18 protein-coding genes and 1 other annotated feature are annotated in these 23,378 nt (G+C 52.6%); of the genes, 12 read left to right on the plus strand and 6 right to left on the minus strand.

Annotation, left to right across the window (positions count from 1 at the left end):
• Positions 1–44 precede the first annotated feature (44 nt).
• Both acrB and acrA read right to left on the minus strand, forming a co-directional pair.
• Positions 45–3,194 carry an efflux RND transporter permease AcrB gene (acrB, locus tag WES_RS15480; protein WP_016159183.1) on the minus strand — a complete coding sequence of 1,050 codons (3,150 nt, stop codon included), beginning with the start codon at positions 3,192–3,194 and terminating at the stop codon, positions 45–47.
• Between the two features lie 22 nt (positions 3,195–3,216).
• Positions 3,217–4,410, minus strand: a complete 1,194-nt coding sequence (acrA, locus tag WES_RS15475) for a multidrug efflux RND transporter periplasmic adaptor subunit AcrA (protein ID WP_010347661.1) — start codon at positions 4,408–4,410, stop codon at positions 3,217–3,219.
• A 141-nt stretch (positions 4,411–4,551) separates the two neighbouring features.
• Between acrA and acrR the strand changes: the two genes are divergently transcribed.
• Positions 4,552–5,205: a multidrug efflux transporter transcriptional repressor AcrR gene (gene acrR / locus WES_RS15470; RefSeq protein WP_000101733.1), complete on the plus strand. Its 654-nt coding sequence runs from the start codon at positions 4,552–4,554 to the stop codon at positions 5,203–5,205.
• A gap of 121 nt (positions 5,206–5,326) precedes the next feature.
• A complete protein-coding gene (mscK, locus tag WES_RS15465) occupies positions 5,327–8,689 on the plus strand; it encodes a mechanosensitive channel MscK (protein ID WP_000177767.1) in 3,363 nt (1,120 codons plus the stop codon).
• 205 nt (positions 8,690–8,894) lie between these two features.
• On the opposite strand, the gene rsmS is transcribed toward mscK, so the two are convergent.
• Together rsmS and priC are read right to left on the minus strand one after the other, a co-directional pair.
• Positions 8,895–9,062, minus strand: a complete 168-nt coding sequence (gene rsmS / locus WES_RS15460; RefSeq protein ID WP_000051155.1) for a pleiotropic regulatory protein RsmS — start codon at positions 9,060–9,062, stop codon at positions 8,895–8,897.
• A gap of 13 nt (positions 9,063–9,075) precedes the next feature.
• Positions 9,076–9,603 (minus strand): primosomal replication protein N'', encoded by a 528-nt coding sequence (priC, locus tag WES_RS15455; protein ID WP_000858964.1) that lies wholly within the window; start codon positions 9,601–9,603, stop codon positions 9,076–9,078.
• A gap of 69 nt (positions 9,604–9,672) precedes the next feature.
• Here priC and WES_RS15450 point away from each other — a divergent pair, with 69 nt between their 5' ends.
• The 8 genes from WES_RS15450 to hemH all read left to right on the plus strand — a co-directional run bounded on the left by WES_RS15450 (position 9,673) and on the right by hemH (position 17,732).
• Positions 9,673–10,050 (plus strand): DUF454 family protein, encoded by a 378-nt coding sequence (locus tag WES_RS15450; protein WP_001188909.1) that lies wholly within the window; start codon positions 9,673–9,675, stop codon positions 10,048–10,050.
• Positions 10,051–10,202: 152 nt separating this feature from the next.
• Positions 10,203–10,754 carry an adenine phosphoribosyltransferase gene (gene apt / locus WES_RS15445; protein ID WP_001515901.1) on the plus strand — a complete coding sequence of 184 codons (552 nt, stop codon included), beginning with the start codon at positions 10,203–10,205 and terminating at the stop codon, positions 10,752–10,754.
• Positions 10,755–10,872: 118 nt separating this feature from the next.
• The gene (gene dnaX / locus WES_RS15440) at positions 10,873–12,804 is read left to right on the plus strand and encodes a DNA polymerase III subunit gamma/tau (protein ID WP_016159182.1); all 1,932 of its coding nucleotides are present in this window, start codon (positions 10,873–10,875) and stop codon (positions 12,802–12,804) included.
• Positions 12,137–12,201 (plus strand) — a sequence feature (DnaX frameshifting element). (Overlaps the previous gene by 65 nt.)
• Positions 12,805–12,856: 52 nt before the next feature.
• A complete protein-coding gene (locus tag WES_RS15435; protein ID WP_001515903.1) occupies positions 12,857–13,186 on the plus strand; it encodes a YbaB/EbfC family nucleoid-associated protein in 330 nt (109 codons plus the stop codon).
• Positions 13,186–13,791 (plus strand): recombination mediator RecR, encoded by a 606-nt coding sequence (gene recR, locus WES_RS15430; protein WP_001195025.1) that lies wholly within the window; start codon positions 13,186–13,188, stop codon positions 13,789–13,791. The genes WES_RS15435 and recR overlap by 1 nt, the downstream gene beginning before the upstream one ends.
• Before the next feature lie 109 nt (positions 13,792–13,900).
• Positions 13,901–15,775: a molecular chaperone HtpG gene (gene htpG / locus WES_RS15425; protein WP_000678201.1), complete on the plus strand. Its 1,875-nt coding sequence runs from the start codon at positions 13,901–13,903 to the stop codon at positions 15,773–15,775.
• Between the two features lie 218 nt (positions 15,776–15,993).
• Complete coding sequence (gene adk / locus WES_RS15420) at positions 15,994–16,638, plus strand: adenylate kinase (RefSeq protein ID WP_001313630.1); 645 nt, start codon at positions 15,994–15,996, stop codon at positions 16,636–16,638.
• Positions 16,639–16,769: 131 nt separating this feature from the next.
• Positions 16,770–17,732, plus strand: a complete 963-nt coding sequence (gene hemH, locus WES_RS15415) for a ferrochelatase (RefSeq protein WP_016159181.1) — start codon at positions 16,770–16,772, stop codon at positions 17,730–17,732.
• Here the strand turns inward: hemH and aes are convergent.
• Positions 17,729–18,688: an acetyl esterase gene (gene aes, locus WES_RS15410; protein WP_000801861.1), complete on the minus strand. Its 960-nt coding sequence runs from the start codon at positions 18,686–18,688 to the stop codon at positions 17,729–17,731. The two genes, hemH and aes, sit on opposite strands and share 4 nt — an antisense overlap.
• A 151-nt stretch (positions 18,689–18,839) precedes the next feature.
• Between aes and gsk the strand changes: the two genes are divergently transcribed.
• Positions 18,840–20,144: an inosine/guanosine kinase gene (gsk, locus tag WES_RS15405; protein ID WP_000671589.1), complete on the plus strand. Its 1,305-nt coding sequence runs from the start codon at positions 18,840–18,842 to the stop codon at positions 20,142–20,144.
• 153 nt (positions 20,145–20,297) lie between these two features.
• Positions 20,298–21,320 (plus strand): IS110 family RNA-guided transposase, encoded by a 1,023-nt coding sequence (locus WES_RS15400; protein ID WP_016235157.1) that lies wholly within the window; start codon positions 20,298–20,300, stop codon positions 21,318–21,320.
• 326 nt (positions 21,321–21,646) lie between these two features.
• Here the strand turns inward: WES_RS15400 and ybaL are convergent, their stop codons facing one another.
• Positions 21,647–23,323 carry a YbaL family putative K(+) efflux transporter gene (ybaL, locus tag WES_RS15395; RefSeq protein ID WP_000546194.1) on the minus strand — a complete coding sequence of 559 codons (1,677 nt, stop codon included), beginning with the start codon at positions 23,321–23,323 and terminating at the stop codon, positions 21,647–21,649.
• Positions 23,324–23,378 lie beyond the last annotated feature (55 nt).

Genomic DNA, 23,378 nt, shown 5'->3' on the forward strand with positions numbered 1-23,378 from the left:
TATTAAAAAGGCCGCTTGCGCGGCCTTAGTGATTACGAGATCTATCAATGATGATCGACAGTATGGTTATGTTCGATATCTTCATTCTTGCGACTAAAGCGGCGGCGAACCACCACAAAGAACACCGGAACGAAGAAGATTGCCAGTACTGTTGCCGTCACCATCCCGCCCATTACGCCGGTCCCTACTGCGTTTTGTGCGCCGGAACCAGCACCAGTGCTGATAACCAGCGGCATAACGCCGAGGATAAATGCCAGTGAGGTCATCAGGATTGGGCGTAAACGCATACGCACCGCGTCCAGAGTTGCTTCAATCAGACCTTTACCTTCTTTATCCATCAAGTCTTTGGCGAATTCGACGATAAGTATCGCGTTCTTCGCCGACAACCCAATGGTTGTAAGCAGGCCCACCTGGAAGTATACGTCATTGGTTAAGCCACGGAAGGTGGCTGCCAGCAACGCACCGATAACCCCCAGCGGAACAACCAGCATAACGGAGAACGGAATCGACCAGCTCTCATACAGCGCCGCCAGACACAGGAACACCACAATCAACGAAATTGCGTACAGCGAAGGCGCCTGGTTGCCAGAGAGACGTTCCTGATAGGACATCCCCGTCCAGTCGTAGCCAACCCCCGTAGGCAGTTTGCTCGCCAGTTGTTCCATCAACGCCATCGCTTCACCGGTACTCTTACCCGGTGCCGCCTGACCTAAGATCTCCATGGATGGCAGACCGTTGTAACGTTCCAGACGTGGCGAACCGTATTCCCAACGGGAAGAGGAGAACGCCGAGAATGGCACCATCTGACCATTAGCAGCGCGGACATACCAGTTACCGATATCTTCCGGCAACATGCGGTATTTCGCTTCTGACATCACGTAAACTTTCTTCACACGACCACGGTCGATAAAGTCGTTCACGTAGCTGCCACCCCATGCCGCACCCAGAGTGGTGTTAATGTCGTTGATAGAAACACCCAGCGCCTGAGCTTTTTCCTGGTCGATATCAATCTTAAACTGCGGCGTGTCTTCCAGACCGTTTGGACGCACGCTGGTCAGCAGATCAGGATGTTTCGCTGCTTCGCCCAGCAACTGGTTACGTGCCTGGGTCAGTTTTTCGTGACCGAGGCCGGCCTGGTCAATCAACTCAAAGTCAAAACCGGTTGCCGTACCCAGTTCCACAATCGCAGGCAGGTTAAAGGCGAACACCATCGCATCTTTAATCTGCGAGAAGGCGCGCGTTGCACGCGTGGTAATTGCTTCAACTTTGTTCTCATCACCCGGACGGTCAGCCCAGTCCTTCAACGAAACGAACGCAATACCCGTGTTCTGACCACGTCCCGCAAAGCCGAAGCCGTTAACGGCGAACACCGATTCAACGTTGTTCTTTTCTTTGGTCAGATAGTAATCCGTCACCTCATTGAGCACTTTCTGCGTGCGTTCCTGCGTTGCACCTGCTGGCAGTTGGACCATGGTCATAAATACACCCTGGTCCTCATCTGGCAAGAAGGAGCTTGGCAGACGCACGAACAGATAGGCCATGCCGACCACGATGATCAGATACAGCACCAGATAACGCCCCGTACTGCGCAGAATACCGCCTACGCTGTCGGTGTAGTGGTGCGTGCTCTTCTCGAACATGCGGTTAAACCAGCCAAAGAAGCCTTTTTTGCCTTCGCCGTGATCGCCTTTAGCGATAGGTTTCAGCATGGTCGCACAAAGCGCCGGAGTCAGGATCAACGCCACCAGTACTGACAGTGCCATTGCCGAAACAATGGTAATGGAGAACTGACGATAGATTGCACCAGTCGAACCGCCGAAGAAGGCCATCGGTACGAATACCGCAGAGAGCACCATCGCGATACCAACCAGCGCGCCCTGAATCTGCCCCATCGATTTACGAGTGGCTTCTTTCGGCGGCAAACCTTCTTCCGCCATCACACGTTCCACGTTTTCTACGACAACGATGGCGTCATCCACCAACAGGCCGATAGCGAGCACCATCCCGAACATCGTTAGCGTGTTTATCGAGAAGCCAAAGGCTGCAAGGACCGCAAAGGTTCCCAGCAATACCACCGGTACGGCAATAGTCGGAATCAACGTCGCGCGGAAGTTCTGCAAGAACAGATACATTACCAGGAACACGAGGATGATCGCTTCAACCAGCGTTTTAACCACTTCGTGAATGGAGATTTTCACGAATGGCGTAGTGTCGTACGGGTAAACGATTTTCAGACCTGACGGGAAGAACGGTTCCATCTTTGCCAGTTCAGCACGGATAGCCGCAGCCGTATCCAGCGCGTTCGCACCGGTCGCCAGTTTGATACCCAGACCAGAAGCGGGTTGTCCGTTAAACTCTGCGATGATGTCGTAGTTCTCACCACCCAGCTCAATTTTCGCCACATCACGCAGCAGTACGCGGGAACCGTCCTGATTCACTTTCAGCAGAATTTTGCCGAACTCTTCAGTGGAGGTCAGACGCGTCTGAGCAATAATAGAGGCATTAAGCTGCTGGCCTTTCACCGGCGGCGTACCACCGAGCTGACCGGCTGCGACCTGGGCGTTCTGTGCTTTGATAGCGGTAATGACATCAACCGGCGTTAACTGGTATTTGTTCAGCTCATTCGGGTTCATCCAGATACGCATTGCATACTGTGAACCGAACAGCTGAACGTCACCGACGCCTGATGTACGGCTGATGGCATCTTTCATATTCGCCGCTACATAGTCAGAGATATCCTCCTGCGTCATGGAGCCATCGGTGTTGATAACGCCGACAACCATCAGGAAGCTACTGGAAGATTTCTCAACGCTCACCCCTTGCTGCTGTACTTCCTGCGGCAGTAATGGCATCGCCAGTTGCAGTTTGTTCTGCACCTGAACCTGCGCAATATCCGCATCAGTACCAGACTCAAAGGTCAGGGTGATCTGCACAGTACCCGTGGAGTCACTGTTGGAGGACATGTACATCAGGTTATCGATACCGTTCATATTCTGTTCGATAACCTGTGTAACAGTATCCTGCACTGTTTTTGCATCAGCACCAGGATAGGAAGCGGAGATCGTTACTGCCGGCGGTGCAATCGTAGGATATTGCGCCACCGGCAGTTTGAGGATCGCCAGCCCCCCTGCCAACATGATGATGATGGCGATCACCCACGCAAAAATCGGGCGATCAATAAAGAAATTAGGCATGTCTTAACGGCTCCTGTTTAAGTTAAGACTTGGACTGTTCAGGCTGAGCACCGCTTGCGTCTTGCTGATTGTTATCAGCGGTTATCTCTTGTGCTTTCACCTGGACACCAGGACGCACTTTCTGCAGCCCACTTACTACTACTCGTTCGCCTGCTTTCAGACCCTCAGTCACCAGCCACTTATCGCCAATGGCCTGGCTTGCGACGATCGGACGAGTTTCCACTTTGTCATCCGCGCCAACGACCAGTACGGTAGCTTCGCCGCGTGGTGTACGAGTTACACCTTGTTGCGGAACTAAAATGGCGGTTGGATTAAGCCCTTCTTCCAGACGTGCGCGCACGAACATACCCGGCAGCAGGGTGTGATCTGGGTTCGGGAAGATAGCGCGTAAAGTGATAGAACCGGTGGTCTGATCAACGGTAACGTCAGAGAACTCCAGCGTACCGTCCTGCGGGAACTTAATGCCGTCACTGGTGATCAGCGACACTTTGGCTTTACCGTTCTCTTGCTTCAGTGTGCCGTTGGCGAGTTCTTGTTTCAGACGCAGGAAATCGTTACTGGACTGAGTAACATCAACGTAGATCGGATCCAGTTGCTGCACGGTCGCCAGTGCAGTTGCCTGACCGTTTTGCACCAATGCGCCTTCCGTCACGTTCGATTTACCAATACGGCCGGTAATCGGAGAGGTGACTTTGGTGTAAGCCAGATTGATGCGCGCGGTTTCAACAGCCGCTTTCGCCGCAGTGACAGCCGCATTTGCCTGTTGCGCATCAGCCAGCGCCTGATCGTACTCTTGCTTACTGATGTACTGAGTACCCAGCAGCTTCTGGTAACGATTAACAGTCAATTGCGCGATATTGGCTGCTGCCTGCGCTTTAGCCAGATCGCCTTTTGCACTGTCGTACGCCGCCTGATAGGTCGCAGGATCAATCTGATAGAGAGAGACACCTGCTTCGATGTCGCTACCTTCTTTGAAATTACGCTTCAGGATAATCCCGCTAACTTGAGGACGAACTTCTGCGATCCGGTAGGCACTGGTGCGACCCGGAAGCTCGGTTGTGATCTGCAGAGGTTCAGTTTTGACTGTTACTACCCCAACAGCGGGCATCTGCTGGCCACCTTGTTGGGCCTGTTTGTCGTCACATCCTGTAAGCGCTAAGCTGCCTGAGAGCATCAGAACGATCGCCAGAGGCGTAAACCCTCTGTTTTTGTTCATATGTAAACCTCGAGTGTCCGATTTCAAATTGGTCAATGGTCAAAAGTCGATAAACCCATTGCTGCGTTTATATTATCGTCGTGCTATGGTACATACATTCATAAATGTATGTAAATCTAACGCCTGTAAATTCACGAACATATGGCACGAAAAACCAAACAAGAAGCGCAAGAAACGCGCCAACACATCCTCGATGTGGCTTTACGTCTTTTCTCACAGCAGGGGGTATCATCCACCTCACTGGGAGAGATTGCAAAAGCAGCAGGCGTTACGCGTGGTGCAATCTACTGGCATTTTAAAGATAAGTCGGATTTGTTCAGTGAGATCTGGGAGCTGTCAGAATCCAATATTGGTGAACTAGAGCTTGAGTATCAGGCAAAATTCCCTGACGATCCACTCTCAGTATTAAGAGAAATACTAATTCATGTTCTTGAATCGACGGTGACAGAAGAACGCCGTCGATTATTGATGGAGATTATTTTCCACAAATGCGAATTTGTCGGGGAAATGGCTGTTGTTCAACAGGCACAACGTAATCTCTGTCTGGAAAGTTATGACCGTATAGAACAAACGTTAAGACATTGTATTGAGGCGAAAATGTTGCCGGCAGATTTAATGACGCGTCGCGCAGCAATTATTATGCGCGGCTATATTTCCGGCTTAATGGAAAATTGGCTCTTTGCCCCGCAATCTTTTGACCTCAAAAAAGAAGCCCGCGATTACGTTGCCATATTGCTGGAAATGTATCTTCTTTGCCCTACGCTTCGTACACCGGCCAGCAACGAAAAATCCTGAATCAGACTCCAGGATTTTTCCTGGACATTTTCGCTGTTGCTATTCTGGCTCTCTACGCCGTGCTATTCTAGCCGCTTGACTATTTCAGGTCGTTCTTCAGGTTCAGAAACCTTCATTCATCATGACTATGTTCCAGTATTACAAACGATCACGGCATTTTGTTTTTTCAGCATTTATTGCTTTTGTTTTGGTCTTGTTATGCCAGAACACGGCCTTTGCGCGGGCGTCATCGAATGGTGATCTACCGACGAAAGCGGATCTACAGGCACAACTTGACTCGCTTAATAAACAAAAAGATCTTTCTGCTCAGGACAAACTGATTCAGCAGGATCTGACAGACACATTAGCCACTCTCGATAAAATCGACCGAGTAAAAGAAGAGACGGTTCAGCTACGACAAAAAGTGGCTGAAGCGCCAGAAAAAATGCGCCAGGCGACCGCAGCGTTAACCGCACTTAGCGATGTGGACAACGACGACGAAACGCGCAAAATTCTGAGCACGCTTTCGTTGCGCCAACTGGAAACTCGCGTTGCTCAGGCGCTGGACGATTTGCAAAACGCACAAAACGATCTGGCGTCTTATAACAGCCAGTTAGTTTCTTTACAGACGCAGCCTGAACGCGTGCAAAATGCGATGTATACCGCCTCACAGCAGCTGCAACAAATTCGCAGCCGCCTGGATGGCACGGAAGTCGGTGAGACAGCCTTACGTCCCAGCCAGAAAGTGCTGATGCAGGCGCAGCAGGCTTTGTTGAATGCCGAGATTGACCAGCAACGTAAAAGCCTTGAAGGGAACACTGTCTTACAGGATACCCTGCAAAAGCAACGCGATTACGTGACGGCGAACAGCACTCGTCTGGAACATGAACTGCAACTATTGCAGGAGGCGGTGAACAGCAAGCGTCTGACATTAACTGAAAAAACGGCGCAGGAAGCGGTAACGCCGGACGAAGCTGCGCGTATTCAGGCTAATCCGCTGGTGAAACAAGAGCTGGAAATTAACCAGCAGTTAAGTCAGCGTCTGATTAGCGCCACTGAAAACGGCAATTTGTTGATGCAGCAAAACATCAAAGTCAAAAACTGGCTGGAGCGGGCGCTGCAATCGGAACGCAATATCAAAGAGCAGATTTCTGTCCTGAAGGGCAGCCTGCTGCTGTCACGTATTCTTTATCAGCAACAACAAACGCTGCCCTCGGCGGACGAACTGGAAAATATGACCAACCGCATTGCGGATTTGCGTCTCGAACAGTTCGAAGTGAACCAGCAGCGTGACGCACTCTTCCAGAGCGATGCTTATGTCGCCAAACTGGAAGAGGGTCATGCGAATGAAGTCAACGACGAAGTTCGTGACGCATTGTTGCAAGTAGTTGATATGCGTCGCGAATTGCTGGATCAGCTTAACAAACAGTTGGGCAACCAACTCATGATGGCCATTAACCTGCAAATCAACCAGCAACAGTTAATGAGCGTATCGAAAAACCTGAAATCCATCCTGACCCAGCAGATTTTCTGGGTGAACAGTAACCGCCCGATGGACTGGGACTGGATTAAAGCGTTCCCACAAACGCTGCAGGATGAATTCAAGTCGATGAAAATTACGGTGAACTGGGAAAAAGCCTGGCCTGCCGTCTTTATCGCTTTCCTCGCTGGTTTGCCGCTGCTGCTGATTGCCGGGTTGATTCACTGGCGTCTTGGATGGCTGAAAGCGTATCAACAAAAGCTGGCTTCCGCCGTAGGTTCCCTGCGTAACGACAGCCAGCTCAACACACCAAAAGCGATCCTTATCGATCTGATCCGCGCGCTGCCGGTGTGTCTGATTATTCTCGCCGTCGGTTTGATTCTGCTCACCATGCAGCTCAACATCAGTGAGCTACTGTGGTCGTTCAGCAAAAAACTGGCGATTTTTTGGCTGGTATTTGGTCTGTGCTGGAAGGTGCTGGAGAAAAATGGCGTTGCTGTTCGTCACTTTGGTATGCCGGAACAGCAGACCAGCCACTGGCGTCGGCAAATTGTCCGCATCAGCCTCGCGTTGCTGCCGATCCATTTCTGGTCTGTGGTGGCAGAACTCTCCCCACTGCATCTGATGGATGATGTACTGGGGCAGGCGATGATTTTCTTCAACCTGCTGCTGATTGCCTTTCTGGTGTGGCCGATGTGCCGCGAAAGCTGGCGTGATAAAGAGTCGCACACCATGCGTCTGGTCACCATTACCGTGTTGTCGATTATCCCGATTGCGCTGATGGTGCTGACCGCCACGGGTTATTTCTACACCACGCTGCGCCTCTCCGGGCGTTGGATTGAAACCGTTTATCTGGTGATCATCTGGAACCTGCTGTACCAGACCGTACTGCGCGGATTAAGCGTGGCGGCACGGCGTATCGCCTGGCGCCGTGCGCTGGCGCGTCGGCAGAATCTGGTGAAAGAGGGGGCCGAAGGAGCCGAACCGCCGGAAGAACCCACCATTGCACTGGAGCAGGTTAACCAGCAGACGCTGCGTATTACCATGCTGCTGATGTTTGCACTGTTTGGTTTGATGTTCTGGGCGATTTGGTCCGATTTGATCACCGTGTTCAGCTATCTCGACAGCATCACCCTGTGGCATTACAACGGCACTGAAGCCGGGGCTGCGGTGGTGAAAAGCGTCACTATGGGCAGTCTGTTGTTTGCGATTATCGCATCGATGGTTGCCTGGGCGCTGATCCGCAACCTGCCAGGTTTGCTGGAAGTGCTGGTGCTCTCGCGGTTGAACATGCGCCAGGGCGCGTCGTACGCCATTACCACCATCCTTAACTACATCATCATTGCCGTTGGTGCGATGACAGTGTTTGGGTCGCTTGGTGTGTCATGGGATAAACTCCAGTGGCTGGCTGCGGCATTATCTGTAGGTCTGGGTTTTGGTTTACAAGAGATCTTCGGTAACTTCGTTTCTGGTTTGATCATCCTGTTCGAACGTCCGGTGCGCATTGGCGATACGGTAACTATCGGTACTTTCTCCGGAACGGTCAGTAAGATCCGTATTCGTGCAACGACTATTACGGACTTCGATCGCAAAGAAGTGATCATCCCGAACAAAGCGTTCGTAACCGAGCGTCTGATCAACTGGTCGTTAACCGACACCACCACTCGTCTGGTGATCCGCCTGGGTGTGGCTTACGGTTCTGATCTGGAAAAAGTACGCAGAGTCCTGCTTCAGGCAGCGACTGAGCATCCAAGGGTGATGCACGAACCGATGCCGGAAGTCTTCTTTACTGCGTTTGGCGCCAGCACGCTGGATCACGAGCTGCGCCTGTACGTTCGTGAACTGCGCGACCGTAGCCGTACTGTCGATGAACTGAACCGTACTATCGATCAGTTGTGCCGTGAAAACGACATCAACATTGCCTTTAACCAACTTGAAGTGCATCTGCATAACGAGAAGGGCGATGAAGTGACGGAAGTGAAACGAGACTACAAAGGCGACGATCCGACGCCTGCGGTAGGGTAATAACGAAAGGGGCGGCATTTAGCCGCCCCCGAGATTGCTGACAAAGTGCGCGTTGTTCATGCCGGATGCGGCGTGACTGCTTTATCCGGCCTACAAAACCGCGAAAATTCAATATATTGCAGGAGTAGTGTAGGCCTGATAAGCGTAGCGCATCAGGCAATTTTGCGTTTGCCGGCAATCAGAGGGCGACATCCGGCCACCCCATTTATTTTTCGCTTTTCGCCTCATCATCGCGCGTTAATTTCTTTTCATAATCACGTTTTACAATATCCAGCGCGCGCAGCACGGTACTGGCAGGGATCTGATTTTCCTCCAGCAGCACAATCAAATCGACGGCCAGTTTGACATCGTCAGGGGCATTTTCCAGTGACATACTTTCTCCATTGTTAGCGAGTTAAACGCGCTAACCTGTTTTCGATTTTTTCCAGCGCATGGCGACACCGCGCCAGACGCGCTTCATAGGCTTCTACTTCACGATGCAGCGTTTGCTGCTCTACTAAATCGGTTGCCTGCGCCAGACGGGCTTTACGTTCTGCTACCATCTCACGTAATCGCCGTTCAAAATCCTGATGTTGAATCCTTTTTCGTTGCCAGCGGGCAATTTTTGGTGGCGCGCTGTCCCACTCGCGCAGTGACCAGGATGCCGCTTCACGGGCAATCGCTTCCAGTTGGGCGACCAGGTGTTCTGCCAGCCAGGCTACTTGCGGCAGCTGCTGCTGTTCGACTGCGTGACGAAGCGCAGCCATGTTATCGCCCGCCTCATCGAGACAAGCCTGTAACGTTGTCGCGCGAGTCTGAAAAAGATGCCTGTCGAAACGGGCGCTTAACGTGCTGAACTGCGCCACCGGGACACAACGCTGGCGCAGCGTGGCGAGCTGACCTTCCAGTTTTTCCAGCAGCAGGGTCGTTTTCACGATAAGACCTCAATGAAAATGATAATTGTTATGCTAAAGTAGCCACTCTGTAAGCTGACAACACTCAATATGCAACGAATCATTTTAATCATCATTGGCTGGCTGGCGGTAGTGTTGGGTACGCTGGGGGTGGTATTACCGGTATTACCGACTACGCCGTTTATCCTGTTGGCTGCCTGGTGCTTTGCCCGCTCTTCCCCGCGTTTTCACGCCTGGCTGCTGTATCGCTCATGGTTTGGTAGCTATTTACGCTTCTGGCAGAAATACCATGCAATGCCGCGTGGCGCAAAACCACGGGCGATTTTATTGATACTCGTGACTTTTGCTATTTCACTGTGGTTTGTGCATATGACGTGGGTACGCATTTTGTTGCTGGTGATCCTCACTTGTTTGCTGATTTTTATGTGGCGAATCCCAGTGATTGATGAAAAGCAAGAAAAGCACTGAAGCACAACAATCGCTGTTGCAATTATCGCCCACAGCCAGTACATTCTGGCGTTTTCGAGCACAGGCGCAGGCGGTCAAAGGTTAAACAAAAGTTACTTTTGATACGTTTAAAACGCGCCGTGAGTACCACCGTAACAAGCAGGCATACACTTATGACCGCGACTGCACAGCAGCTTGAGTATCTCAAAAATAGCATCAAAAGCATTCAGGACTACCCAAAACCCGGCATTCTGTTCCGTGATGTCACCAGCTTACTGGAAGACCCGAAAGCTTACGCTCTCAGCATCGACCTGCTGGTTGAGCGTTACAAAAATGCGGGTATTACCAAAGTTGTCGGCACCGAAGCACGTGGCTTCTTGTTTGGTGCTCCGGTAGCATTGGGTCTGGGCGTAGGTTTTGTACCGGTACGTAAACCGGGCAAACTGCCGCGCGAAACCATCAGCGAAACTTATGAACTGGAATACGGCACCGATAAGCTGGAAATCCACGTTGATGCCATTAAACCTGGTGACAAAGTATTGGTAGTCGACGATTTGCTGGCAACTGGGGGCACCATTGAGGCGACAGTGAAATTGATCCGTCGTCTGGGCGGTGAAGTCACTGACGCTGCATTCATCATTAATCTGTTCGACCTCGGCGGTGAACAGCGTCTCGAAAATCAAGGCATTACCTGTTATAGCCTTGTCCCGTTCCCGGGCCACTAATTTTCGACAGCCCGCGCCATGGGCAGCACAAGATGTACATTCAGCCTCGCCGTTCTGACGGGGCTGTGTTAGCATTACCCCTTCGTGAATCCACCTTCCAGCGTTTCAGAGCCTGCCAATGAGTTATCAGGTCTTAGCCCGAAAATGGCGCCCACAAACCTTTGCTGACGTCGTCGGCCAGGAACATGTGCTGACCGCACTGGCGAACGGCTTGTCGTTAGGGCGTATTCATCATGCTTATCTTTTTTCCGGCACCCGTGGCGTCGGAAAAACCTCTATCGCCCGACTGCTGGCGAAGGGGCTAAACTGCGAAACAGGTATTACCGCGACGCCGTGCGGCGTATGCGATAACTGCCGCGAAATCGAACAGGGGCGCTTTGTTGATCTGATTGAGATCGATGCCGCCTCGCGCACCAAAGTCGAAGATACCCGCGACCTGCTGGATAACGTTCAGTACGCGCCAGCGCGCGGTCGCTTTAAAGTCTATCTGATCGACGAAGTGCATATGCTGTCGCGCCACAGCTTCAACGCACTGTTAAAAACCCTTGAAGAGCCACCAGAGCATGTGAAGTTTCTGCTGGCAACCACCGATCCGCAGAAATTGCCGGTGACGATTTTGTCGCGCTGCCTGCAATTTCATCTCAAGGCGCTGGATGTCGAGCAAATTCGTCATCAGCTTGAGCACATTCTCAACGAAGAACACATCGCCCACGAGCCTCGGGCGCTGCAACTGCTGGCACGCGCCGCTGAAGGCAGCCTGCGAGACGCGTTAAGTCTGACTGACCAGGCGATTGCCAGCGGTGATGGTCAGGTTTCGACCCAGGCGGTCAGTTCGATGCTCGGTACGCTCGACGACGATCAGGCGCTGTCGCTGGTAGAAGCGATGGTGGAAGCCGACGGCGAGCGCGTAATGGCGCTGATTAACGAAGCTGCTGCCCGTGGTATCGAGTGGGAAGCGTTGCTGGTGGAAATGCTCGGCCTGCTGCACCGCATTGCGATGGTACAGCTTTCGCCTGCTGCGCTTGGCAATGATATGGCCGCCATTGAGCTGCGGATGCGTGAACTGGCACGCACCATACCGCCAACAGATATTCAGCTTTACTACCAGACGCTATTGATTGGTCGCAAAGAATTACCGTATGCGCCAGACAGACGCATGGGCGTTGAAATGACGCTATTGCGCGCGCTGGCGTTCCATCCGCGTATGCCTCTACCCGAACCGGAAGTGCCGCGCCAGTCCTTTGCGCCAGTCGCGCCGACGGCGGTAATGACACCAATGCAGGTGACGCCACAGCCGCAATCAGCGCCGCAGCAGGCACCGACCGTTCCGCTCTCAGAAACCACCAGCCAGGTGCTGGCGGCGCGCCAGCAACTACAGCGCGCACAGGGAGCAACCAAAGCAAAAAAGAGTGAACCGGCAGCCGCTACCCGCGCGCGGTCGGTGAATAACGCTGCGCTGGAAAGACTGGCTTCGGTCACCGATCGCGTTCAGTCGCGTCCGGCACCATCGGCGCGGGAAAAAGCGCCAGCCAAAAAAGAAGCGTATCGCTGGAAGGCTACCACCCCAGTGATGCAACAAAAAGAAGTGGTCGCCACGCCAAAGGCGCTGAAAAAGGCGCTGGAACATGAAAAAACGCCAGAGCTGGCGGCGAAGCTGGCGGCAGAAGCCATTGAGCGCGATCCGTGGGCAGCACAGGTGAGCCAACTTTCGCTACCAAAACTGGTCGAACAGGTGGCGTTAAATGCCTGGAAAGAGGAGAACGGCAACACGGTGTGTCTGCATTTGCGCTCCTCTCAGCGTCATTTGAATAACAGCGGTGCACAACAAAAACTGGCTGAAGCGTTGAGTACGTTAAATGGCTCAACGGTTGAACTGACTATCGTTGAAGATGATAATCCAGCGGTGCGTACGCCGCTGGAGTGGCGTCAGGCGATATACGAAGAAAAACTTGCGCAGGCGCGCGAGTCCATTATTGCGGATAATAATATTCAGACCCTGCGTCGATTCTTCGATGCGGAGCTGGATGAAGAAAGTATCCGCCCCATTTGATCGTAAGCACAGCTTACGATCGTCATCCTTAACGTGATTGAGAGAGAAACCTATGTTTGGTAAAGGCGGTCTGGGCAACCTGATGAAGCAGGCCCAGCAGATGCAAGAAAAAATGCAGCAGATGCAGGAAGAAATCGCGAAGCTGGAAGTGACCGGCGAATCCGGCGCAGGTCTGGTTAAAGTGACCATCAACGGCGCACACAACTGCCGTCGCGTTGAGATCGACCCAAGCCTGCTGGAAGACGACAAAGAGATGCTGGAAGACCTGGTGGCTGCGGCATTCAACGATGCAGCACGTCGTATCGAAGAAACTCAGAAAGAAAAAATGGCCTCTGTTTCCTCCGGAATGCAGCTGCCGCCTGGCTTTAAGATGCCGTTCTGATGCAAACCAGCCCGCTGTTAACACAGCTTATGGAAGCACTGCGCTGTCTGCCGGGCGTTGGCCCGAAGTCGGCGCAGCGTATGGCGTTCACGCTGCTTCAGCGCGATCGTAGCGGCGGGATGCGTCTGGCGCAGGCGCTCACCCGGGCGATGTCGGAAATCGGTCACTGCGCCGATTGCCGCACCTTCACTGAGCAGGAAGTCTGTAACATCTGTTCAAACCCGCGTCGTCAGGAAAACGGTCAAATCTGCGTGGTGGAGAGTCCGGCGGACATCTACGCCATTGAGCAGACGGGGCAGTTTTCCGGCCGTTATTTTGTGTTGATGGGGCACCTGTCACCGCTGGACGGCATCGGTCCGGATGATATCGGGCTTGATCGTCTGGAACAGCGTCTGGCGGAGGAAAAAATCACCGAAGTGATCCTCGCCACCAACCCAACGGTCGAAGGTGAAGCCACCGCTAACTACATTGCCGAGCTTTGCGCGCAGTATGACGTGGAAGCCAGCCGTATTGCCCACGGCGTACCGGTTGGCGGCGAACTGGAAATGGTCGACGGCACCACGCTGTCGCATTCCCTTGCCGGGCGTCATAAGATTCGTTTTTAAGCAAACGAGAGCAGGATCACCTGCTCTCGCTTGAAATTATTCCTCCTTGTCCCCATCTCTCCCTCATCCTGTTTTTAACCTTAAAATGGCATTATTGAGGTAGACCTACATGAAAGGACAAGAAACTCGTGGTTTTCAGTCAGAAGTGAAGCAGCTTCTGCACCTGATGATCCATTCTCTCTATTCCAATAAAGAAATCTTCCTGCGTGAGCTTATCTCTAACGCCTCCGATGCGGCGGACAAGCTGCGTTTCCGCGCGCTCTCTAACCCGGATCTGTACGAGGGTGACGGCGAACTGCGTGTTCGTGTCTCTTTCGACAAAGACAAGCGCACGCTGACTATTTCCGACAACGGCGTGGGGATGACCCGCGACGAAGTGATCGACCATCTGGGGACTATCGCTAAATCCGGCACCAAATCGTTCCTCGAATCCCTGGGTTCTGACCAGGCGAAAGACAGCCAGCTGATCGGTCAGTTTGGTGTTGGTTTCTACTCTGCATTTATCGTGGCCGATAAAGTGACCGTGCGCACCCGTGCGGCAGGTGAAAAACCAGAAAACGGCGTCTTCTGGGAATCGGCGGGCGAAGGTGAATACACCGTTGCCGATATCACCAAAGAAGATCGCGGTACTGAAATTACCCTGCATCTGCGCGAAGGCGAGGATGAATTCCTCGATGACTGGCGCGTGCGTTCCATCATCAGCAAATACTCCGACCATATCGCGCTGCCAGTAGAGATCGAAAAACGCGAAGAGAAAGACGGCGAAACCGTTATTTCCTGGGAGAAAATCAACAAAGCGCAGGCGCTGTGGACTCGCAACAAGTCGGAAATCACCGATGAAGAATACAAAGAGTTCTACAAACACATCGCCCACGACTTTAACGATCCACTGACCTGGAGCCATAACCGCGTTGAAGGTAAGCAAGAGTACACCAGTCTGCTGTACATTCCGTCGCAGGCACCGTGGGATATGTGGAACCGCGATCACAAACACGGCCTGAAACTGTACGTCCAGCGTGTGTTCATCATGGACGACGCAGAACAGTTCATGCCGAACTATCTGCGCTTCGTGCGTGGTCTGATTGACTCCAGCGATCTGCCGCTGAACGTTTCCCGTGAAATCCTCCAGGACAGCACAGTAACCCGTAACCTGCGCAATGCGCTGACCAAGCGTGTGCTGCAAATGCTGGAAAAACTGGCGAAAGACGACGCGGAAAAATACCAGACCTTCTGGCAACAGTTTGGTCTGGTACTGAAAGAAGGTCCGGCGGAAGATTTCGCTAACCAGGAAGCGATCGCCAAACTGCTGCGTTTTGCTTCTACCCATACCGATTCTTCTGCGCAGACCGTGTCTCTGGAAGACTATGTTTCCCGCATGAAAGAAGGGCAGGAGAAAATCTACTACATCACCGCAGACAGCTATGCGGCAGCGAAGAGCAGCCCGCACTTGGAACTGCTGCGTAAGAAAGGCATCGAAGTTCTGCTGCTTTCCGACCGCATCGATGAGTGGATGATGAACTATCTGACTGAGTTCGATGGCAAGCCGTTCCAGTCTGTGTCTAAAGTTGACGAGTCGCTGGAAAAACTGGCTGACGAAGTTGATGAGAGCGCGAAAGAAGCGGAGAAAGCACTGACTCCGTTTATTGACCGCGTGAAAGCACTGCTCGGCGAGCGTGTGAAAGATGTCCGTCTGACCCACCGTCTGACCGATACGCCAGCGATTGTGTCTACTGATGCGGACGAAATGAGCACCCAGATGGCGAAACTGTTCGCTGCGGCGGGCCAGAAAGTGCCAGAAGTGAAATACATCTTCGAACTGAACCCGGATCACGTACTGGTGAAACGTGCGGCAGATACTGAAGATGAAGCGAAGTTCAGCGAGTGGGTAGAACTGCTGCTGGATCAGGCGCTGCTGGCAGAACGCGGCACGCTGGAAGATCCGAACCTGTTTATTCGTCGTATGAACCAGCTGCTGGTTTCCTGATGTAATGCCGGATGAATTTTATCCGGCATACAGCTGAATGTGGTGCCGGATGACCTTCGTGTCATCCGGCATTTTTCTTTTCATTATCTGCACTTTCCGCAAATTATCTCCCCCTTAACCGTTTCAGCCCCAGGTGCCTTTCTTGAGGCAATCGCCTGATGGTGGTATCGTTTATCGCTTTTTCAAAAAATTCGACACATTTTAAGGGGATTTTCGCAATGCGTATCATTCTGCTTGGCGCTCCGGGCGCGGGGAAAGGGACTCAGGCTCAGTTCATCATGGAGAAATATGGTATTCCGCAAATCTCCACTGGCGATATGCTGCGTGCTGCGGTCAAGTCTGGCTCCGAGCTGGGTAAACAAGCAAAAGACATTATGGATGCTGGCAAACTGGTCACCGACGAACTGGTGATCGCGCTGGTTAAAGAGCGCATTGCTCAGGAAGACTGCCGTAACGGTTTCCTGCTTGACGGCTTCCCGCGTACCATTCCGCAGGCAGACGCGATGAAAGAAGCGGGCATCAACGTTGACTACGTTCTGGAGTTTGACGTACCGGACGAACTGATTGTTGACCGTATCGTAGGCCGCCGCGTTCACGCGCCGTCTGGTCGTGTTTATCACGTTAAATTCAATCCGCCGAAAGTCGAAGGCAAAGACGACGTTACCGGTGAAGAACTGACTACCCGTAAAGATGATCAGGAAGAAACCGTGCGTAAACGTCTGGTTGAATACCATCAGATGACTGCACCGCTGATCGGCTACTACTCTAAAGAAGCGGAAGCGGGCAACACCAAATACGCAAAAGTCGATGGCACCAAACCGGTTGCTGAAGTTCGCGCGGCTCTGGAAAAAATCCTCGGCTAATCAAGTTGCAGCAGATCTGCTTTCGGGCAGGTCTGCTCATCCTCCTCAGGCAATACCTCTCACAGCAATTAGTTCTTCTTCCTCACTTTTCCGCTACAATTATCAACAAGTTGAATCGATAAGAGGCGGTAATGCGTCAAACTAAAACCGGTATCCTGCTGGCAAACCTGGGTACGCCCGATGCCCCCACTCCTGAAGCGGTAAAACGCTACCTGAAACAATTTTTAAGCGACAGACGCGTAGTCGATACTTCACGGCTGTTGTGGTGGCCATTGCTGCGCGGCGTGATTTTGCCTCTGCGCTCGCCGCGTGTGGCGAAGCTGTATGCCTCTGTCTGGATGGAAGGTGGCTCGCCACTGATGGTTTACAGCCGCCAGCAACAACAGGCGCTGGCACAACGTTTACCGGATACGCCCGTGGCGCTGGGAATGAGCTACGGCTCGCCATCGCTGGAAAGCGCCGTAGATGAACTACTGGCAGAACATGTTGATCATATCGTGGTGCTGCCGCTCTACCCGCAATACTCCTGTTCAACGGTCGGTGCGGTGTGGGATGAACTGGCTCGCATTCTGGCGCGCAAACGTAGCATTCCGGGGATATCGTTTATTCGCGATTACGCCGATAACCACGATTACATTAATGCGCTGGCGAATAGTGTTCGCGCCTCTTTTGCCAAACATGGCGAACCAGATTTACTTTTACTCTCTTATCACGGTATTCCCCAGCGTTATGCCGATGAAGGCGATGATTATCCGCAACGTTGTCGCACAACGACCCGCGAGCTGGCTTCTGCGCTGGGAATGGCACCGGAAAAAGTGATGATGACCTTTCAGTCGCGCTTTGGTCGGGAACCCTGGTTGATGCCTTATACCGACGAAACGCTGAAAATGCTGGGAGAAAAAGGTGTCGGCCATATTCAGGTGATGTGTCCGGGCTTTGCTGCGGATTGTCTGGAAACACTGGAAGAGATTGCCGAGCAAAACCGTGAAGTCTTCCTCGGTGCAGGCGGTAAAAAATACGAATATATTCCGGCGCTTAATGCCACGCCGGAACATATCGAAATGATGGCTAATCTTGTTGCAGCGTATCGCTAAAGCTGGGCGGTAAAGAATTGAGCGCCGTCGCGAAGAGCATCATCGGCGGTTTTCATCATCCGTGAATAATGCAAAAAGGCGTGAAGCGTGCCTGGGTAGAGTCTGAACTCACAGGGCTGCTGATGCGCCGCTAACGTCTGGTAAAGCAGGTGACTGTCATCCAGCAGCGGATCGAACTCTGCGCCAGCGATATAGCAGGGGGGCACATCGCGAGTGAGATCGTTATTAAACAGGCAGTAATACGGCGACTCGCGGTCTGCTTCGTTGCTTAAATACGCCTCTTCATACATCTGCAAATCCTGTTGCGTTAAGCCATCCCAGTCACCGCCCAACAGACGGCGAGTCACGGAATCGCGTAATCCGTAAAGCCCATACCACAGCAAAACGCCCACAACTTTGCCGCAATCGATCTGCTTATCACGCAACCATAAAGCACTGGCGAGCGCCAGCATGGCGCCAGCGGAATCACCGGCAAAACCAATGCGTGACATATTGATCTGATAATCGCCCGCCTGCTGGTGGAAGTAACAACAGGCAGCCACGACTTCCTCTATCGCTTGCGGAAAACGCGCTTCAGGCGAAAGGGTGTAATCAATACCAATCACCGTACACTGGGTGTACTTTGCCAGTAGGCGCATAATGCGATCGTGGGTATCGAGATTGCCGAGAATAAAACCGCCGCCATGCAGATAAAACAACGTCGCCGGGCTATCCGGGTTCGGACAAAATTGCCGTGCTTCTACCTGACCATATTTTGTCGGAACCGCGTAAGCTCTGGTTTCCATTTCTGGAGCGCCAGCATTCCAGAATCGGCGCTCAAGCGTGTAATGCTGGCGTTGTTCGGCAATCGTTCCCGTTGCGGGCCAGGGCGGTAAATCGGGCTGAAGAGTATTAACAACCGCCTTCATTTCGGCAGAGATTAGCTCCAGCACGGGTAGTTTGTTTTCCGGCTTCATGCAAAAACTCCTTTCAAATTGCGTCATTGTAAGGAACATCTCCCATGAAAATGCGATCCCGCCGGCTGATATTGAAACTGCCTGCGTCTCGCGCGTTCAGGCATGATTGTGTTAACATTCGCCGCTCAGTTAACCACCCGTAAAAACAACCATGAAATTTCCCGGCAAACGTAAATCCAAACATTACTTCCCCGTAAATGCACGCGATCCTCTGTTGCAGCAAATCCAACCAGAAAACGAAACCAGCGCAGCCTGGGTGGTCGGTATCGACCAGACGCTGGTGGATATTGAAGCCAAAGTGGAAGACGATTTTATTGAACGTTATGGATTAAGCGCCGGGCATTCACTGGTCATTGAAGATGATGTTGCTGAAGCACTTTATCAGGAGCTGAAACAGAAAAACCTGATTACTCATCAGTTTGCAGGTGGCACTATTGGCAATACTATGCACAACTATTCTGTACTGGCAGACGACCGTTCGGTGCTGCTGGGCGTGATGTGCAGCAATATTGAAATTGGCAGCTACGCCTATCGTTACTTGTGCAATACATCCAGCCGTACCGATCTTAACTATCTGCAGGGCGTGGATGGTCCGATTGGTCGTTGCTTTACGCTGATTGGCGAGTCTGGCGAACGTACCTTTGCTATCAGTCCAGGTCATATGAACCAGTTACGGGCAGAAAGCATTCCGGAAGATGTTATCGCCGGAGCGTCGGCGCTGGTATTAACGTCCTATCTGGTGCGTTGCAAGCCGGGTGAACCGATGCCGGAAGCGACCATGAAAGCCATTGAGTATGCCAAAAAATATAACGTACCGGTGGTGCTAACGCTGGGTACTAAATTTGTCATCGCCGAGAATCCGCAATGGTGGCAGCAATTCCTCAAAGAACACGTCTCCATCCTTGCGATGAACGAAGAAGAAGCCGAAGCGTTGACCGGAGAGAGCGATCCGCTGCTGGCATCTGACAAGGCGCTGGACTGGGTAGATCTGGTGCTGTGCACCGCCGGGCCCATCGGCTTGTATATGGCGGGCTTTACGGAAGACGAAGCGAAACGCAAAACCCAGCATCCGCTCTTGCCGGGCGCTATCGCGGAATTTAACCAGTATGAGTTTAGCCGCGCCATGCGCCACAAAGATTGCCAGAATCCGCTGCGCGTCTATTCGCACATTGCGCCGTACATGGGCGGACCAGAAAAAATCATGAACACCAACGGTGCCGGAGACGGTGCGCTGGCCGCGTTGTTGCATGACATTACCGCCAATAGCTATCACCGCACTAACGTGCCAAATTCCAGCAAGCATAAATTCACCTGGCTGACTTATTCGTCGTTAGCACAGGTGTGTAAATATGCTAACCGCGTCAGTTATCAGGTGCTTAACCAGCATTCACCACGCTTAACGCGCGGTCTGCCAGAGCGAGAAGACAGCCTGGAAGAGTCTTACTGGGATCGTTAAGCCATCGAACCAATGACAGTCGGATGCGGCGTAAACGCCTTATCCGATCTACGGAAGATGGCACGCGTAGGCCGATGTGATGGACACCTCCCGCCTTACGGCATCAATGTGCCAGACTGAGGTGTACTCAGTTCCCAGGTGGAGGTGTCCGTCATGAATATTAAGCGTATTGGTCTCGACCTTGCAAAAAATGTTTTTCAGATCCACGGCGTCGATCACCATGAAAAAGTGGTACTGCGAAAAACCCTGCGCCGTGCCCACATGATGACGTTTTTCTCCGGCCTTTCTCCCTGTCTTATTGGTATTGAGGCCTGTGGCTCTTCCCATTACTGGGCCCGCGAGCTCACCCGCATGGGCCATACCGTGCGTATTATTCCGCCGAAACTCGTCAAACCTTATCTCAAAGGCAACAAAAACGACGCCAATGATGCAGCAGCCATCTGCGAGGCCATCAGCAGGCCTGGTATGCGTTTTGTCGCTCTCAAATCGGAAGCACAGCAGACGTTACAGGCAGAGCACCGGGTCCGGGCCAGGATCATCCGCGAGCGGACTGCACTGTGCAATGAAATCCGGGGGCTGTTGAGTGAATTTGGTCTGGTGCTGCCAGTGGGGATAAATCACGTGCGTAAAGCCCTGCCGGAAATCCTGTCGCAGCAGGAGCAGTGGAATGACCGCTTCATCCGTCTGTTGTGCGAGCTGTCAGAGGAAATGCAGATGCTGGATGAGCGCATATCGCGTCATGACCGGCGTCTTCAGCAGGCGGCACGGGACGATATCCGCATAAAACGGCTGATGGAAATAGAGGGTTTTGGCCCGATAGTGGCGAGTGCACTGGTGGCTGCCGTGGGCGATGCGAAGCAATTTAAAAACGGTCGGGAAATGTCGGCCTTTATTGGACTGGTTCCGCGACAGCATTCAAGCGGCGGAAAAGAGCGGCTGGGCCATATCAGCAAACGTGGTGACAGTTACCTGAGAACGCTGATAATCCATGGTGCCCGTGCAGTCCTGAGGTTCAGCGCCGGAAAAACAGACAGACGCAGCCTCTGGCTACAGTCGGTGGCAGAAAGACGTAATAACAATATCGCCGTGGTGGCGCTGGCAAATAAAAACATCCGGATAGCGTGGGCGATATTAAATCGTGGTGAAGAATACCATGGGGTGAAGAATGCAGCGTAAGCAGCACTGACGTCCCTGTAAGTAAACGAGCAACAAACCTGCCGTAAGTGTGCAAAGTTATAAAGAACTGATGTGTAACAGGTAAGACCGACATCTGGCAAATCCGACCTTATCCATGGCTCCCTGCAAAGCAAAGCCGGCAGGCCGAAAGGAAACAGATGTGCAGATAACATCATGGCCGGGTACGACGGTACCGTAAGAGAGGCCGGATATACGAATGCAACTTACTCCCGTCACACAGATGAAAAATAACTTGCACAACGGGAGGTGTCCATATACGGATAAGATGCGTCAGCATCGCATCCGGCAATGGCGACATTAATGTATTACCCCGTCACCACCTCGCCCGCCGGTGGCGTTTCCAGCAGTTCCAGCATAGTACGGGCGATTTCACGTTCACCCATCACCACCTGATTCGCGCCACGTTCGGTGATATACGCCACCTCATCGTCATAATGGGCGCGGGCGATAATCTCAATATCCGGGTTTTTGGCGCGAGCAGAGGCTACAATCTCGCCAGCTTCGTAACCGTTAGGAATGGTCAGAATCAACCATTTCGCGCACTCCAGATGCGCCAGGTGCATAATCTCTTCATTCGCCGCGTTGCCCAGTACCGCGCGAACGCCACGCTCACGCAGTTCATCGACTCGAGTTCGTGATGTTTCAATCACCACTAACGGAATATCAGAGGCGAGTAATTTCTCGCCCAGCAGACTGCCTACACGCCCGTAGCCAACCAGTAGCGCATGGTTGCAAATATCCACCGGGATCTGCTTCTCTTCTTCGATAGCTTCTTCCAGCGTCTGTTCTTCCAGTGTTTCGGTCTTTGCCAGATATTTTTCCAGCAGCGCGAACAGTACCGGGTTGAGCATAATAGACAGGATCGCGCCTGCCAGTACCAGGTTTTGCCCGGCCTGTGGCAGCAGATTCAGCGCCATCCCCAGCCCCGCCAGGATAAACGCGAACTCACCAATTTGCGCGAGGCTGGCGGCGATGGTTAACGCCGTGCGCTGGGAGTGACCAAACAACCGAACGAGGAACAGTGCCGCAACTGATTTACCAAACAGAATAATCGCCAGCGTTGCCAGCACTGCCAGCGGTTGCTGAATCAGAATTAACGGATCAAATAGCATCCCAACGGAGACGAAAAACAGCACCGCAAACGCATCGCGCAATGGCAGCGTATCATGCGCCGCGCGGTGGCTAAGTTCGGATTCATTCAGCACCATCCCGGCGAAGAATGCGCCGAGCGCAAAGGAGACGTCAAACAGTTCTACCGCACCAAAAGCAATGCCTAATGCCAGTGCCAGCACCGACAGGGTAAACAGTTCACGCGAACCGGTCGCTGCGCTTCGCGCCATAATCCACGGCACCAGACGGCGACCCACTAACATCATAATGGCGATAAATGCCACCACCTTGCCGATGGTGATTCCCATATCAACCGCCAGCGTCGCAAAGCCCACGTCGCCCTGTTCCAGCATTCCAGCCACTGCGGGCAGCAACACCAGCGTCAGAACCATTACCAGGTCTTCCACAATCAACCAGCCGATGGCGATTTGCCCGCGCTGGCTGTCTATCAACTGCCGTTCTTCAAGCGCACGCAGCAGTACCACGGTACTGGCGGTAGAAAGACACAAACCGAACACGATGCCAGTCATTAACGACCAGCCGATCACGGCAGAAAGAGCCATACCCAGCAACGTCGCTACCGCTATCTGGGCGATCGCGCCAGGAATTGCGATGGACTTTACCGCCATCAAATCCTTGAGCGAAAAATGCAAACCGACGCCGAACATCAGCAAAATAACGCCCAGCTCCGCCAGCTCTGGTGCCAGTTTGGTATCGGCAACAAACCCTGGAGTAAAAGGTCCTGCCAGCACGCCCGCTAACAGATATCCCACCAGAGGAGAAATACGCAGTTTATTAGCAATCATGCCGAGGATAAAAGCGAGCACAAGGCCGCCAACAATGGTGGTGATAAGCGGGGTGGCGTGATGCATTCCGTCTCCTGTTCCTGGTGGTTGTTGTCCATTTTTGGCTGGGAAAACCAAAATT

The organism is Escherichia sp. KTE31 (assembly GCF_000407925.1).
Lineage (GTDB): Bacteria > Pseudomonadota > Gammaproteobacteria > Enterobacterales > Enterobacteriaceae > Escherichia > Escherichia ruysiae.